Source organism: Pseudomonas sp. 5.2 (assembly GCF_059025405.1).
The window spans coordinates 181,042-195,258 of record NZ_JBYBHH010000012.1; the positions used below are offsets into that span (position 1 = coordinate 181,042).

The 14,217-nt window shown below is 63.4% G+C and carries 12 protein-coding genes and 1 riboswitch; of the genes, 1 reads left to right on the forward strand and 11 read right to left on the reverse strand.

Annotation, left to right across the window (positions count from 1 at the left end; translation table 11 throughout):
- Positions 1–205: 205 nt before the first annotated feature.
- The 9 genes from AC5PZ0_RS19140 to AC5PZ0_RS19180 all read right to left on the reverse strand — a co-directional run bounded on the left by AC5PZ0_RS19140 (position 206) and on the right by AC5PZ0_RS19180 (position 9,628).
- Entirely contained in the window at positions 206–916 is a 711-nt protein-coding gene (locus AC5PZ0_RS19140; protein WP_027592513.1) for a PqiC family protein, read from the reverse strand.
- 173 nt (positions 917–1,089) lie between these two features.
- A complete protein-coding gene (parC, locus tag AC5PZ0_RS19145; protein WP_027592512.1) occupies positions 1,090–3,348 on the reverse strand; it encodes a DNA topoisomerase IV subunit A in 2,259 nt (752 codons plus the stop codon).
- A gap of 10 nt (positions 3,349–3,358) precedes the next feature.
- The gene (locus AC5PZ0_RS19150; RefSeq protein WP_027592511.1) at positions 3,359–3,877 is read right to left on the reverse strand and encodes a retropepsin-like aspartic protease family protein; all 519 of its coding nucleotides are present in this window, start codon (positions 3,875–3,877) and stop codon (positions 3,359–3,361) included.
- A complete protein-coding gene (locus tag AC5PZ0_RS19155; protein WP_099430590.1) occupies positions 3,874–4,860 on the reverse strand; it encodes an esterase-like activity of phytase family protein in 987 nt (328 codons plus the stop codon). The genes AC5PZ0_RS19150 and AC5PZ0_RS19155 overlap by 4 nt, the downstream gene beginning before the upstream one ends.
- Positions 4,857–6,761 (reverse strand): DNA topoisomerase IV subunit B, encoded by a 1,905-nt coding sequence (parE, locus tag AC5PZ0_RS19160; RefSeq protein ID WP_027592509.1) that lies wholly within the window; start codon positions 6,759–6,761, stop codon positions 4,857–4,859. The genes AC5PZ0_RS19155 and parE overlap by 4 nt, the downstream gene beginning before the upstream one ends.
- Before the next feature lie 48 nt (positions 6,762–6,809).
- On the reverse strand, positions 6,810–7,418 hold the full coding sequence (locus tag AC5PZ0_RS19165; protein WP_027592508.1) for a YqiA/YcfP family alpha/beta fold hydrolase: 609 nt from the start codon (positions 7,416–7,418) through the stop codon (positions 6,810–6,812).
- Positions 7,419–7,681: 263 nt separating this feature from the next.
- A complete protein-coding gene (gene cpdA, locus AC5PZ0_RS19170) occupies positions 7,682–8,482 on the reverse strand; it encodes a 3',5'-cyclic-AMP phosphodiesterase (protein ID WP_493855511.1) in 801 nt (266 codons plus the stop codon).
- A gap of 85 nt (positions 8,483–8,567) precedes the next feature.
- A complete protein-coding gene (locus AC5PZ0_RS19175; protein ID WP_027592506.1) occupies positions 8,568–9,020 on the reverse strand; it encodes a DUF1249 domain-containing protein in 453 nt (150 codons plus the stop codon).
- Positions 9,011–9,628, reverse strand: coding sequence for an NUDIX domain-containing protein (locus AC5PZ0_RS19180; protein WP_099455506.1), 618 nt, complete (start codon positions 9,626–9,628; stop codon positions 9,011–9,013). The genes AC5PZ0_RS19175 and AC5PZ0_RS19180 overlap by 10 nt, the downstream gene beginning before the upstream one ends.
- A 185-nt stretch (positions 9,629–9,813) precedes the next feature.
- Between AC5PZ0_RS19180 and AC5PZ0_RS19185 the strand changes: the two genes are divergently transcribed.
- Entirely contained in the window at positions 9,814–10,560 is a 747-nt protein-coding gene (locus AC5PZ0_RS19185) for an RsiV family protein (RefSeq protein WP_099430592.1), read from the forward strand.
- Here AC5PZ0_RS19185 and cytX read toward each other — a convergent pair.
- Positions 10,529–11,812 carry a putative hydroxymethylpyrimidine transporter CytX gene (cytX, locus tag AC5PZ0_RS19190; RefSeq protein WP_027592503.1) on the reverse strand — a complete coding sequence of 428 codons (1,284 nt, stop codon included), beginning with the start codon at positions 11,810–11,812 and terminating at the stop codon, positions 10,529–10,531. The two genes, AC5PZ0_RS19185 and cytX, sit on opposite strands and share 32 nt — an antisense overlap.
- Before the next feature lie 147 nt (positions 11,813–11,959).
- Positions 11,960–13,840: a phosphomethylpyrimidine synthase ThiC gene (gene thiC / locus AC5PZ0_RS19195; protein WP_493855512.1), complete on the reverse strand. Its 1,881-nt coding sequence runs from the start codon at positions 13,838–13,840 to the stop codon at positions 11,960–11,962.
- 160 nt (positions 13,841–14,000) lie between these two features.
- Positions 14,001–14,107: riboswitch (TPP riboswitch) on the reverse strand.
- Positions 14,108–14,217 lie beyond the last annotated feature (110 nt).

Here is a 14,217-nt window from a genome sequence, read left to right on the forward strand (position 1 = left end):
GAAGAGGCCAGTTGTAGGAGCAGCCTTGTGCTGCGAAGAGGCCAGTTGTAGGAGCAGCCTTGTGCTGCGAAGAGGCCGGCCCTAGCAACAGAGATGCATTGCCAGCCCTGGCCTCTTCGCAGCGCAAGGCTGCTCCTACAGAGGTCACGTAGCAGATATGAAAAAGCCCGCACATGTGCGGGCTTTTTCGTATCTGGCGGAACCATCAGAACCGATAGACTTCCATATCGGTACGGATTGGCGAAGCCATCGGGATCTTGGATTTCTCCGGCGCCTTCTTCACCTGTACCGGTGCAGCTGGCTTTTTCGGCGCCTCTTCGGCAATGGCAGGCTGATTGGCCAACGGTTTGACCGCCGTGCTCAATTGTTCAGCCAGCTTTTGCAGCAATTGCCCTTGGGCCTGCACCTGCGACGCCTCGCTACCCTCGTGCTGCTGCTCGAGGTGAACGATGCGGTTGTCGCGCACATGGCCACGACGGTCGAGCAGACGCCATTGGGCATCGAGAATCGCCGGCTGGTCCTTGCCAGAATCCAGGCGGGTAATCGACAGCAAGACTTGCACGTCCGGGCTGAAGCCAGCGGTTGCCGGTGCCAGGACCACGCGCTGGCTGTCCAGGCGCCAGGCCAGCTGGCGAACCAGCAACTGGTCAATGTCCGACGAGAGGCTGCCCGCCCAACGACCGTCGGTCGCCGAACTCAGGCTGCCATCGGCCTGACGCTGCAGGAACGTCTCGCGTTGCAGGTAATCGGCAACCGACACCGGGCCGAGCACCACGGCCATGCCCGCGCTTTGCGACGGCTGGCCAGGATCACCGCTGTCGAGCTGGTACAAGGCAACCGGCTGATGCATGCTGCATCCGCCCAGCCCCAAAAGGCCCGTCATCAACAGCGCAAATGGAAGGCGCAGAAGTTTCATCATCCCATCCAGGCGGTCGCCCCAGGCAGACCGCAGTGATACTCATGTAGATTCAATCGGGCACACGGCTACGCCGGCACCGCAGGGGCCATATCATCCGCGAAATAGCTGTCCGACTCCAGCATTTCTGCCTGGAACGGCGCTGAAATTGCCGTTCCAGACATTTCACCGGGTTACGCCGGACCTTCCACCTGCAACCCATCGACACGCTGGAAGCCGCGTGGCAGCTTGCTGCCGCGCCGGCCCCGTTCGCCCTTGTAGTGCTCCAGGTCGTCCGCTTTCAGAGATAGCGTACGCTTGCCGGCTTGCAATACAAGGGTCGCCCCTTCGGCCATCACCGCCAGATCGGTGACAAATTCTTCACGGCTGGCCACCCGATCACCGGGCACGCCGATGATCTTGTTGCCCTTGCCTTTACCCAGTTGCGGCAAGTCGCTGACCTTGAACACCAGCAGCCGGCCCTCGGTGGTCACCGCCGCCAGCCAATCCTGCTCGCGGTTGGCCACCGGGCGTGGCGTCATCACTTTTGCCCCGTTGGGCAGGCTGAGCAGGCCCTTGCCGGCCTTGTTCTTGGCCTGCAGGTCTTCGCCCTTGACCACGAACCCGTAGCCCGCGTCCGACGCCACCACATACAGGGCGTCATCGTCAGGCAACAGCACACACTCGAAGGTTGCCCCAGGTGGCGGTGTCAGGCGGCCGGTCAGCGGCTCGCCCTGCCCCCGCGCCGACGGCAGGGTATGCGCGGCCACCGAATAGCTGCGGCCCGTAGAGTCGATCAGCACTGCAAACTGGTTGGAGCGCCCGGCAGCGGCGGCCTTGAAGCCATCGCCCGCCTTGTACGAGAGGCCGGTGGCATCGATGTCGTGGCCCTTGGCGCAACGCACCCAGCCCTTTTCCGACAGTACGACGGTGACCGGTTCGGTCGGCATCAGCTCGTTTTCCGACAGCGCCTTGGCCTCGGCACGCTCGACGATTGGCGAACGGCGGTCATCGCCATAGGTTTCGGCATCCTTGATCAGCTCGGTGCGCACCAGCTTGCGCAGCTTGGCGTCGCTGCCGAGCAAGGCCAGCAGCTTGGCCTGCTCTTTGAGCAGTTCGTCCTGCTCGCCGCGAATCTTCATTTCTTCAAGGCGCGCCAGCTGCCGCAGGCGGGTCTCGAGGATGTAGTCGGCCTGGATTTCAGTCAGTTGGAAGCGGTCGATCAACGCCTGCTTGGGATGCTCCTCGGTGCGGATGATGTGAATCACTTCATCCAGGTTAAGGAAGGCCGTCAACAAGCCCTCAAGCAGGTGCAGGCGACGCTCAACCTTGTCCAGACGGTGTTGCAGCCGGCGACGGACGGTAGTGGTACGGAACTCCAGCCACTCCAGCAACAGGGCGCGCAGGTTCTTCAGCTGCGGCCGGCCGTCGAGGCCAATGATGTTGACGTTGACCCGGTAGCTGCTTTCCAGGTCGGTGGTGGCGAACAAATGCTGCATCAGTTCGTCGGCATCCACCCGGTTGGAGCGCGGGATGATGACGATGCGGCACGGGTTCTCGTGGTCCGACTCGTCACGCAGGTCGGCCACCATCGGCAGCTTCTTGGCCTGCATCTGGGCGGCGATCTGCTCCAGTACCTTGGCCCCGGAGACCTGGTGCGGCAGTGCGGTGACCACCACATCGCCATCTTCGACACGATAAACGGCGCGCATGCGGATCGAGCCGCGGCCGGTTTCGTAGATCTTCAGGATCTCGGCGCGCGGGGTGATGATCTCTGCTTCGGTCGGGTAGTCCGGGCCCTGAATGTGCTCGCACAGCTGCTCGATCGTGGCCTTGGGCTCGTCGAGCAAACGGACGCAGGCACTGGCCACTTCACGCAGGTTGTGCGGCGGCACGTCGGTGGCCATGCCCACGGCGATACCGGTGGTGCCGTTGAGCAGGATGTTGGGCAGGCGCGCTGGCAATACCGCGGGCTCCTGCAGGGTACCGTCGAAGTTCGGCACCCAATCCACGGTGCCTTGGCCCACTTCGTTGAGCAGCACTTCGGCGTAGCGCGACAGCCGTGCTTCGGTGTAACGCATGGCGGCGAACGACTTCGGATCGTCGGGCGCACCCCAGTTGCCCTGGCCATCGACCAGGGTGTAGCGGTAGCTGAACGGCTGCGCCATCAACACCATGGCTTCGTAGCAGGCCGAGTCGCCGTGGGGGTGGAACTTGCCGAGCACGTCGCCGACGGTACGCGCCGACTTCTTGTGCTTGGCATCGGCATCGAGCCCCAACTCGCTCATGGCGTAGACGATGCGTCGCTGCACCGGCTTCAGGCCGTCGCCGATGTGCGGCAGGGCCCGGTCCATGATCACGTACATGGAGTAGTTGAGGTAGGCCTGTTCGGTGAAGTCCGCCAGCGAGCGGCGTTCGACGCCGTCGAGGCTGAGTTCCAGTGAGTCGCTCATGCGGGCCTCGTCATTTCAGGTTCTGGCGCAGCAGCATGGTGCCGCCGCGCTGGGTAAATTCAAGTTGTTTCAGGGCGCTCATGCCGAGCAGCACGGTCTGCCCGTCCAGGCCTGGCACCACGGTGGCTCGCACGTCCTGCAGGCGGATATCACCCAGCTGCAGGGTATTCAGCCGCGTGCGGTAGCCTTCGGTGCGGCCGTTTGCGGTACTGAGCAGCACCGGGCTGCCGCGCGCAAGCGCCAGCGTGTGGGCCAAGGCCTCAGGTATCGCCACGTCGGTCGCCCCGGTGTCGAGCATGAAATGCACGGCCTGGCCATTGATCGCGCCATCCACCACGAAGTGCCCCTGGCCATTGCTCAGCAGGCGCACCTCGATAAAGCCTTCGCCACGTGAAGACTGCACCTGGGCATTAGGGTTGCGCTGGCTGTCTTCCCATTGGCCGAAGAAACGCGTGGCAAGGAACAACGCCGCCGCCCAGGCGACGATCATCAGTAGCTTGCCGGCACGCTTGCCCGGAGCCTGGCTCATGGCTTGGCGCTCCAGCCGCCGGCGGGCGCGTCGAAGCGCCAGACGATCGGGCGTGCCTCGCCATCGGCGCGCACGCCATTGTTGTTGTCCAGGCCAATCCAGGCGCCTTTGGCATCGATGACCAGGGCTTCTGCCAGGCCGTACGGCTGATCGTACCGGCGCGATTCCACCAACGCATCGGCGGCGAACGACCAGCAACGCTCGACCACGCCGCTGTCTGCGTCGCGGCGACAAATGCGGTAGGCGTTACGCTCAAGGGTGTACAGCTTGCCCTCGAACCAGGCCAGGTCGGCAAAATCACGCGACAGCGCCCGGGGGTTGGGCATCTGCGGCGGCTGCATCTCGACGCCAGCCTCGCTCAGCAGCACGCAACTGCGCCCGCAGGTCCACACCGACTGCTGACGCTCGATCGCCACCAACCCCCGGCGCTCGCGCTCGGCGGCCAGCCAGATGCGGTCACCCGCCGGGTTGATCGCCAGGCCTTCGAACAAGGCATTGAAGTTAAGCAGCATGCCACTGGCCCGCGCCTGCCGAACCATGGCCGGGTCGATCTTCAACCAGTCCGGCTCACCCTTGAGCGGGATGCGCAACACGCCGGCATGCGCCTCGCTGACCAGGTAGAGGCTACCGGCCTGGTCACAGGTGATGCCTTCAAAATCCAGCTCGCCACCGCGCACATAGGACGCCGCCCAGTTGCGCGACTTCAGCCCCCACGGCAAGCCGCTCTCGGGTACGGGCGGCGGGGTGAAGGTCAGCGGTTGCGCACGCCACACCGCGTTTTGCTGATCGAAGCGATAGACCCGGTCATCGTCACGGTCGGATACACCCCACAACGCCCCCCGGCACTGCACCAACCCAGACAAGTTGCCGCCGCGCATACCCTCGACGGGGTATTCGGCAGTCATCTTCAACTGCGGCCAGTCGCCCGCCACACTCGGCAAGGCAACCAGGGCAAGGCAAGCGGCGAGAAACAGCCGAATCAAACCATGACCTCGGCAAGGTTACCTTTGGTTTCCAGCCAGCTCTTGCGGTCGCCAGCGCGCTTCTTGGCCAGCAGTTTGTCCATCAACTCGCAGGTGGCTTGCACATCGTCCAGCGTCAGCTGCACCAGGCGCCGGGTGTTCGGGTCCATGGTGGTTTCGCGCAGCTGTGGCGGGTTCATTTCACCCAGCCCCTTGAATCGCGTGACTTGCGGCTTGCCGCGCTTCTTCTCGGCTACGAGGCGATCGAGGATGCCGTCGCGCTCGGCTTCGTCCAGGGCGTAGTAAATTTCCTTGCCGAGGTCGATGCGGTACAGCGGCGGCATTGCCACGTAGACATGGCCGGCCTCCACCAGTGGGCGGAAATGCTGCACGAACAGTGCGCACAGCAACGTGGCAATGTGCAAGCCGTCGGAGTCGGCGTCGGCGAGAATGCAGATTTTGCCGTAGCGCAGCTGAGAGAGGTCGGCAGCCCCCGGGTCGACGCCGATGGCCACAGCAATGTTGTGCACTTCCTGGCTGGCCAGGACTTCGCCACCGTCCACTTCCCAGGTGTTGAGGATCTTCCCGCGCAGCGGCAGGATCGCCTGGAACTCTTTGTCTCGCGCCTGCTTGGCCGAACCACCGGCAGAGTCACCCTCGACCAGGAACAGCTCGGCGCGCATCGGGTCTTGGCCTGCGCAATCCGCCAGTTTGCCCGGCAGCGCCGGGCCTTGGGTGATGCGCTTGCGTTCGACCTTCTTGCTGGCCTTGAGACGACGGCCGGCGTTGCTGATGGCCAGCTCAGCCAGTTGCATGCCCAGCTCGGGGTGGGCGTTGAGCCACAGGCTGAATGCGTCCTTGACCACGCCGGAAACGAAGGCGGCCGCCTCACGGGACGACAGGCGCTCTTTGGTCTGCCCGGAGAACTGCGGCTCCTGCATCTTCATCGACAGCACGAAGGTGATGCGTTCCCAGACGTCTTCAGGCGCCAGCTTGACCCCGCGGGGCAGCAAGTTGCGGAACTCGCAGAACTCGCGCATGGCATCCAGCAGGCCTTGGCGCAGGCCGTTGACATGGGTGCCGCCCTGGGCGGTGGGGATCAGGTTGACGTAGCTTTCCTGAACGCTGTCGCCGCCTTCAGGCAGCCACAGCAAGGCCCAGTCCACGGCCTCCTTGTTACCGGCCAGGCTGCCGCAGAACGGCTCGTCGGGCAGGCGCAGGTACTCGCTGACCGAGTCGACCAGGTAGGAACGCAGGCCATCCTCGTAGTGCCACTCGACCTTCTCGCCGCTGCCTTTGTCCTCGAAGCTGACCAGCAGGCCCGGGCACAGCACGGCCTTGGCCTTGAGCACGTGCTTGAGGCGGCTGATGGAGAATTTTGGCGAATCGAAGTACTTCGGGTCGGGGCTGAAGTACACGCTGGTGCCGGTGTTGCGCTTGCCGACCGAGCCCACCACTTCCAGCTCGCTGGCCTTGAAGCCATCGGCGAAAGTCATCTGGTACTCGTTGCCGTCACGCTTGACGCGCACGCGCACCTGGGTCGACAGGGCGTTGACCACCGAAATACCCACGCCGTGCAGGCCACCGGAGAACTGGTAGTTCTTGTTGGAGAACTTGCCGCCGGCGTGCAGCTTGGTCAGGATCAGCTCGACACCGGACACGCCTTCTTCGGGGTGGATGTCCACCGGCATGCCGCGGCCATCGTCGCTGACTTCCAGCGAGTGGTCGGCGTGAAGGATGACCTGCACCGAACGGGCGTGACCGGCCAGGGCTTCGTCGACACTGTTGTCGATGACTTCCTGGGCCAAGTGGTTCGGTCGGCTGGTGTCGGTGTACATGCCCGGTCGCTTGCGGACCGGATCAAGGCCCGAGAGGACTTCGATGGCGTCTGCGTTATAGGCGCTAGCGCTGGGATTGGCCATGGGGTCTCGTCGTCAGTCAGGTGAATGCAAAAGTGCTGGGTACAAAGCTCAGAGCACGGAAAAGTCGAGCGCCGCATACGCGCCCGGGGCAATCCCGGCAAAGGCCAGCAGTGCCGGCAGGCGCTCGACAAAGCCCTGGAAGCTGTGGTCGCCGCCGGCCTGGATGCGCAATGCACACGCTCGGTAATAGCGCTCGGCGTGGCGATAATCCAGGGTTTCGTCAGCGGTCTGCAACCACACTTGGTAGCGGTTGGCATCCTCGGGGGCTGGCACTTCCAGCTCGGCCAGGGCCTGCACGTGATCGTGGGTCAGCTCCCAGGCCTCATCGGTGTAGAGGTTGCGCTGGGTGCCCAGGTAGCCATCGAACAACCGGTGGGGTGCCACCGCTGGGTTGATCAGCAAGGCCTTGAGGCCGTGGCGCTCTGCCAGATAGGTGGCATAGTAGCCGCCGAGCGAACTGCCGACCAGCAAGGGCGCACCCAGTTCGGCGATGGCGCCCTGCAATTGGGCGATGGCCTGGCGTGGGTGATGGTGCAACGCCGGCACACGCAATTGGTCGGACAAGCCCAACTGCTGCATGACTGCCTCGAGCTGGCGCGCCTTCTTGGACAGCGGCGAGCTGTTGAAGCCATGGATATAGAGGATGGAACCCGACATGCTGCCCCCGGAATCTGCGGCTTCGCGCCCTTGTTGCGGGCGCAGGGACGCGCAGTGTAGCGCGTTCGCCGGGTTTTGACGCAGTGAGGGGGATTTCGCAACACTTTCTTCAGGCACTTCCGGGCATTCAAGGGGCGCTTTCCGTGTAGGAGCAGCCTTGTGCTGCGAAGAGGCCGGTGGCAAGGGATCAAGATCGGCGTTTTTGCAGCTGGCCCCTTCGCAGCACAAGGCTGCTCCTACAAGGAAGATGTATTGCCTGAAGCTCAATACCCCGGGCTGTCGAAGTCCAGTTTCACCTCGAAGTCCCGTGCCCGCTCCACGCCGCTCTCCAGCCGCCCGTCGGCATGCAAGCGCAACCAGCGATAGCCAGGCTGCTCTTCGCTCACCTTGAAGTCCTCGCTTTGCGCCGCGAACTGAATGCAGGTCGACGGCGTGGCCATCAAGCGCAACCCCTCGCGCAGTTCATCCCACGTCTGGTGGATATGCCCCCAGAGCAGTCCGCGCACCTGTGGATAACGTTCGACGATGGCAAACAATGCCTGGGCATTGCGCAGCCCGATAGGTGCGATCCAGGCGCAGCCGATGTCCACCGGCTGATGGTGGAAGCACACCAGGCAATGGCGCTCACCGGCCTGTTTCAAGGCTGATTCCAGCGCGGCCAGTTGGTCGTCTTCCAGAAAACCGTGGGTAGCACCGTGCACGGCCGTGTTGAGCATGACGACGCGCCATGCGCCAATGTCGGTTACCGCCTGCACCAGCTCCGGCGCCACGTGCGCCATTACCTGCGCCTCGTCATGGTTACCCGGCAACCAGCGGGTGGGCACGGCAAACGGTGCGGTCAGCTCACGGAACGCCTCATAGGAAGCCACGCTGGCATCCTGGGACAGATCGCCGGTGCACAGCAGCAAATCGATGGGCGGCTGCTCGCGGCGCACTTGGGCGACCACATGGCGCAGGCTGTCACGGGTGTTCAGGCCAAGCAGGGTACCGGCCGGGTCGGCGAACAGGTGGGCATCGGTGAGTTGCACCACATGCACGGGGCGGGTTGGGTCTAGGTGCGGCAACGGCCGTCTCCTCGAACGGATTCAGCACGAATTATGGCTGCGCAACGGTTGCGAGCAAACACCCGAAACCGACGCACATCACATTTCAGCGAACACTTGCCAGTTCATGACCGCAGGCCAGGCAGTGGCTCAGCCATTCACCGAGGAACAGGTTGAGCTGCGCTTTTTCGTCCGGCTGGTGCATACCCGCATTCGGATAAGGGTAAATGCTGCGCAAGCGCCGGGCATGCTCGGCGCTGACCACCTCGGCCATGCGTGCATCGTGGTACACCTGCACCTCAAGGTGCGGCACCGGCAGCCACGGCAAGCTGTGCTCCTGGCGCACGTGCAGGGTGGTGGTATAAGGGCAGGCCAGCACCACATCGAGCACCAGCACACCGAGCATCTGATCGCCCTGGGTCATGCCGATGCGACGCGAGCTCTGGGTAGTGCGCATGTCTGGTAACAAACGCATCAGCCGGGCGTAATTGGCCTCGCAGGCTGCTTGCAGCCCGACCAGGTCAACCCGATATCGCTCGCGCAGCAGGTTCACTTCCACATACCTCGAACTTCGTCTCTGTTAAGCGCCAGCCATTGCAGGCCGATGATCGTCGCGGCGTTGCAGATACGGCCATCACGCACGGCCTGCAAGGCATCCTCGAACGACCACACACGCACGCGAATGTCTTCGCCCTCTTCTTCCAGGCCATGCAGGCCGCCCGCGCCCTCGCTGGTGCAGCGCCCCAGGAACAAGTGGACGAATTCGTCACTGCCACCGGGCGATGGGAAGTAGCGGGTCATTGGCCACAAAGCGCTGAACGTAAGCCCGGCCTCTTCTTCGGCCTCACGGTGTGCGACCTCTTCAGGTTGCTCGTCCTTGTCGATCAGCCCGGCGACCATCTCGATCAGCCAAGGGTTGGCGACCTTGTCGAGCGCACCGACACGAAACTGCTCGATCAGCACCACCTCGTCACGCTGTGGATCGTAGGGCAATACACAAACCGCATCGTGGCGCACGAACAGTTCGCGGCTGATCTCGCGGCCCATGCCCCCGGCGAACAGTTCATGGCGCAGGCGAAGCTTGTCGAGCTTATAAAAGCCCTGGAAGCAATTGGCCCGCTCGATGATCTCGAAGCCCTTGGGCACTGAATTCAACGCGTCTGACATGGAAATCCTCATGGCCTCAAATACTGCATCGCGCCATCCTACTCCGCACTTTGGCGCGTTTCACCCCTTTCCGGCAACCGTTCGCGCAGTCGGGACAGCGCGCCTTCTGTCTGTTAGCTTAGTGGCGAACTGACGGTCGCGCCGACGGTCAAAGGCCGACTTTTCCCTGTTCTGCAAGGATCATCATGACACTTGTCAAACTGACTTCCGTGGCTGTGCTGGCACTGGCCCTGGGTGCCTGCCAGAGCCTGTTCACGCCCAATTACCGGGCCCCGCTCGAGGTCAAGCGTGACGCCTGGGAGCACGTCAAACCCGGCTGCAGCGAAAGCGACTGCCCGCTGGTAAACATCGACACCATTCACTTCCCGGCCCAGCCCAAGCTCGACGCCATCGTCGAACAGCGCCTGCTGCAGCTGACCGAAGACAACCAGCACGGCGCCGCGCCAACCACCCTGCAGGCTTATGAGCAGCAGTACCTGGCCAGCGCCGACAAGCGCAACAGCAGCTACTTGCAAGCCAAGGTACGCGAACAGCATGACGGGCTGGTGATCATCGAACTGTCCAGCTACCTGGACAGCGGTGGCGCCCATGGCATGCCAGGGCGCGGCTTCATCAACTATTCGCGCAAGCTGGACAAGGTACTGACCCTGCAAGACATGCTGGTGCCCGGCCAGGAAGAGACCTTCTGGAAAACCGTCGAAGAGTCGCACCGCGCGTGGATGATCAGCGTCGGCATGGACAAGGACGCCGACTTCGTCAAGACCTGGCCCTTCAAGCGGTCGCCGCACATCGCCCTGACGTACGGCGCGGTGGTGGTCAAGTATGAGGTCTATGCCATCGCGCCCTACTCCATGGGCCACGTCGAGCTGAAGATCCCCTACCCGCGCCTGAACGGCGTGATCAAGCCCGAGCTGTTTCCCGGCCGCGGCTGAAGCTCAGTAGCGCATGCAGCACACCTGCTAGCACTAGCGCCGGCAGGGTTGCGCCCAGGTCCGGTGCTTGCGCGGCAATCAGGTGATAAGCCGCCACACCCACGGCCCAGGCCAGCAACGCCTGCCAGTGCAAGCCATCGACCTGTGACGGCAGGCGGCGGTGACGGATCACGTAGTGGTCCATCAGCACCACGCCGAACAGCGGCGCAAATACCGAACCGATCAGCAGCAAGAAGTTTTCGTACTGGGCCAGTGGCGCGAACAGCGCGATCAGGGTGCACAGCACACCAATGGCCAACGCCAGGTGCTCGACTTTCAGGCGTACCAGCACGCCGGTGGAAACGGCGGCCGAATGGATGTCGGCAAAGGCTTTTTCCGACTCGTCCAGCAGAATCAACAGCAACGGGATACCCAGCCCAGCACCTGCCAGGGCCAGCAGCAAGGCATTGGCTTCGCCGCTGGGGGCAAAGGCCAGGGTGTAAGCGACGCCCAGGCTCATCAGCCAGGTATTGCCGATGAAGTAGCCCAGCACGGTACCGCCGAACACACGCTTGCCGCTGCGGGCGAACCGCGAGTAGTCGGCGATCAGCGGCAACCACGACAGCGGCATGGCGATGACGATGTCGAAGCCGACGGCCAGCGACATCGAGCCGTCACCGGCGCGCTGCCACAGGTCGGCCAGGTCGGCTTTGGCGAACAGGTTCCAGGTCAGCCACAGGCATGCGCCCAACAGCACCCAGATGCCCCACGTGCGCAACACCTTGCGCACGAACGCCAGCGGCCCGCTGACTGCAAGCAGGGTCGCCAGGGCGCCGAAGCACAGGGTCCAGAGCATAGGGCTGTTCCACGCACTGCCTTCACCGAAGGTACGCGCGCCGAGCAGGCTGGCCGCGTCGCGCATGACAATGATCTCGAACGCCCCCCAACCCACCAGTTGCAGCAGGTTGAGCACTGCCGGCAAGCGGGCGCCATGGCTGCCCAGGCTGAGCCGCAGGGTGCCCATGGCCGACAGGCCGGTGTCGCTGCCGATGACACCCGCCGCCCCGAGTAACAGCACGCCCACACCGGTGCCAAGGGCGATGGCCAGCACCGCGCTGGCAAGGCCCATGCCTGGGGCGAGCATGGCGCCGACCTGCAGCACCATCAAGCCGATGCCGAGGGAGAACCACAGAGAGAACAGGTCGCCGAAGCCGAAGATGCGTTGGCTGGTGGGGACCGGGTGGTCCGGGGAAAAATGGCTGGGGGTAGTCATTGTTGTGATCGCCGCAAAGATTGGGATGAACAGGCATCCAACGGTGGGAGCGGGCTTGCCCCGCGAAGGCGTCTGGCCTGCCAATCGCGCTGGCCCAGCTGACGCTTTCGCGGGGCAAGCCCGCTCCCACGGTGGTGACGGATTGCCTTACACTTTTTTGTACAACTGGCTGCCTTCCTGGCGGAACCGCTCGGCCTGCTCACGCATGCCTTCTTCAACCGTCACGTCCACGGCTTCGATCTTGGCGGCGTACTCACGCACTTCCTGGGTGATTTTCATCGAGCAGAACTTCGGCCCGCACATCGAGCAGAAGTGCGCGACCTTGGCCGATTCCTTAGGCAAGGTTTCGTCGTGGTACGCGCGGGCGGTGTCCGGGTCGAGGCCAAGGTTGAACTGGTCTTCCCAGCGGAACTCGAAACGCGCCTTGGACAAGGCGTTGTCACGAACCTGCGCGCCCGGGTGGCCTTTGGCAAGGTCGGCGGCATGGGCGGCGATCTTGTAGGTGATGATGCCGGTCTTGACGTCATCCTTGTTCGGCAGGCCCAGGTGTTCCTTGGGCGTCACGTAGCACAGCATGGCGCACCCGAACCAGCCGATCATCGCCGCGCCGATACCGGAGGTGATGTGGTCGTAACCCGGCGCAATGTCGGTGGTCAGCGGGCCAAGGGTGTAGAACGGCGCCTCGTCGCAGCATTCGAGCTGCTTGTCCATGTTCTCCTTGATCAATTGCATCGGCACATGGCCCGGGCCTTCGATCATGCACTGCACGTCGTGCTTCCAGGCGATCTTGGTCAGCTCGCCGAGGGTTTCCAGCTCACCGAACTGCGCAGCATCGTTGGCGTCGGCAATCGAGCCCGGACGCAGGCCGTCGCCCAGCGAGAAGCTGACGTCGTAGGCCTTCATGATTTCGCAGATTTCGTCGAAGTGGGTGTACAGGAAGTTTTCCTGGTGATGCGCCAGGCACCACTTGGCCATGATCGAACCGCCCCGGCTGACGATGCCGGTAACGCGCTTGGCGGTCAGCGGCACATAGCGCAGCAGCACACCGGCGTGGATGGTGAAGTAGTCCACGCCCTGCTCGGCCTGCTCGATCAGGGTGTCGCGGAACAGCTCCCAGGTCAGGTCTTCAGCGACACCGCCGACTTTTTCCAGGGCCTGGTAGATCGGCACGGTACCGATCGGCACGGGCGAGTTACGGATGATCCACTCGCGGGTTTCGTGAATGTGCTTGCCGGTGGACAGGTCCATGACCGTGTCCGAACCCCAGCGAATCCCCCAGGTCAGCTTGGCCACTTCTTCCTCGATCGAGGAGCCCAGGGCGCTGTTGCCGATGTTGCCGTTGATCTTCACCAGGAAGTTGCGGCCGATGATCATCGGCTCCAACTCGGTGTGGTTGATGTTGGCAGGGATGATCGCGCGGCCGCGGGCGATTTCTTCGCGGACGAACTCGGGGGTGATTTCTTTCGGGATGTTGGCGCCGAAGCTGTGGCCCGCGTGCTGCTGGTCAAGCAGGCCTGCGGCGCGGGCTTCCTGCAGCTTCATGTTCTCGCGGATGGCAACGTATTCCATCTCGGCGGTGATGATGCCCTGGCGGGCATAGTGCATCTGCGAGACGTTGACGCCCGCCTTGGCGCGGCGCGGGTTGCGCACGTGGTTGAAGCGCAGCTTGGCCAGCTCTGCATCGTTAAGCCGCTGTTGGCCGAAGTCGGAACTCAAGCCGCCCAGGCGCTCGGTGTCGCCACGCGCGTCGATCCAGGCCGAACGCACGTCGGTCAGGCCTTTGCGCACGTCGATGATGACGTTAGGGTCGGTGTAGGGGCCGGAAGTGTCGTAGACCAGCACCGGGGCGTTGGTCTCGCCGCCGAAATCGGTAGGGGTGTCGTGCAGGCTGATTTCGCGCATGGGCACGCGGATGTCCGGGCGGGAGCCTTCGACATAGACCTTGCGCGAACGGGGGAACGGTTGCACGGACTGCTGATCGACTTGTGCCGATTCGCTGAGGTTGATCGTTTTTTCTTGTTTGCTCATCACGGGCTCTCCAGACAGCTTCCTAGCGGATGGAATGTCGGGGAGAACCTGAAAGACGCGGACGCACCCCTTTACGGGTGTGCAGTGCCAGATACATGGGGGTGCCGTAAGCTGCTTGCAGCTGAGACATTCCCGGACCTGGCACAAGAGGCTCCCCGGGAAGGCGAGCAATCTTGTTCCCTACGCAGGCGCTAACCTGATCAGGTTCAACGGGATCCGCAACTTTGCGATCTCAGCCTTTGCTTCAAGGCACCCCGACAAGAACATGCGCAGTCTAGACTGGAGTGGTCGGCAAAGCCAAGCGGGTAAATACGGGTGATGATGAAAGGCGCACTGGGCGATTGTTGCCGGGGGCGCATGGCACTACACTGGCCCAT

What these genes read in the sequence shown, in the direction of transcription:
- AC5PZ0_RS19140 (WP_027592513.1), bottom strand. Translation starts at nt 916, where the DNA reads ATGAAACTTCTGCGCCTTCCATTTGCGCTGTTGATGACGGGCCTTTTG.
- parC (WP_027592512.1), bottom strand. Translation starts at nt 3,348, where the DNA reads ATGAGCGACTCACTGGAACTCAGCCTCGACGGCGTCGAACGCCGCTCG.
- AC5PZ0_RS19150 (WP_027592511.1), bottom strand. Translation starts at nt 3,877, where the DNA reads ATGAGCCAGGCTCCGGGCAAGCGTGCCGGCAAGCTACTGATGATCGTC.
- parE (WP_027592509.1), bottom strand. Translation starts at nt 6,761, where the DNA reads ATGGCCAATCCCAGCGCTAGCGCCTATAACGCAGACGCCATCGAAGTC.
- AC5PZ0_RS19165 (WP_027592508.1), bottom strand. Translation starts at nt 7,418, where the DNA reads ATGTCGGGTTCCATCCTCTATATCCATGGCTTCAACAGCTCGCCGCTG.
- AC5PZ0_RS19180 (WP_099455506.1), bottom strand. Translation starts at nt 9,628, where the DNA reads ATGTCAGACGCGTTGAATTCAGTGCCCAAGGGCTTCGAGATCATCGAG.
- AC5PZ0_RS19185 (WP_099430592.1), top strand. Translation starts at nt 9,814, where the DNA reads ATGACACTTGTCAAACTGACTTCCGTGGCTGTGCTGGCACTGGCCCTG.
- cytX (WP_027592503.1), bottom strand. Translation starts at nt 11,812, where the DNA reads ATGACTACCCCCAGCCATTTTTCCCCGGACCACCCGGTCCCCACCAGC.
- thiC (WP_493855512.1), bottom strand. Translation starts at nt 13,840, where the DNA reads ATGAGCAAACAAGAAAAAACGATCAACCTCAGCGAATCGGCACAAGTC.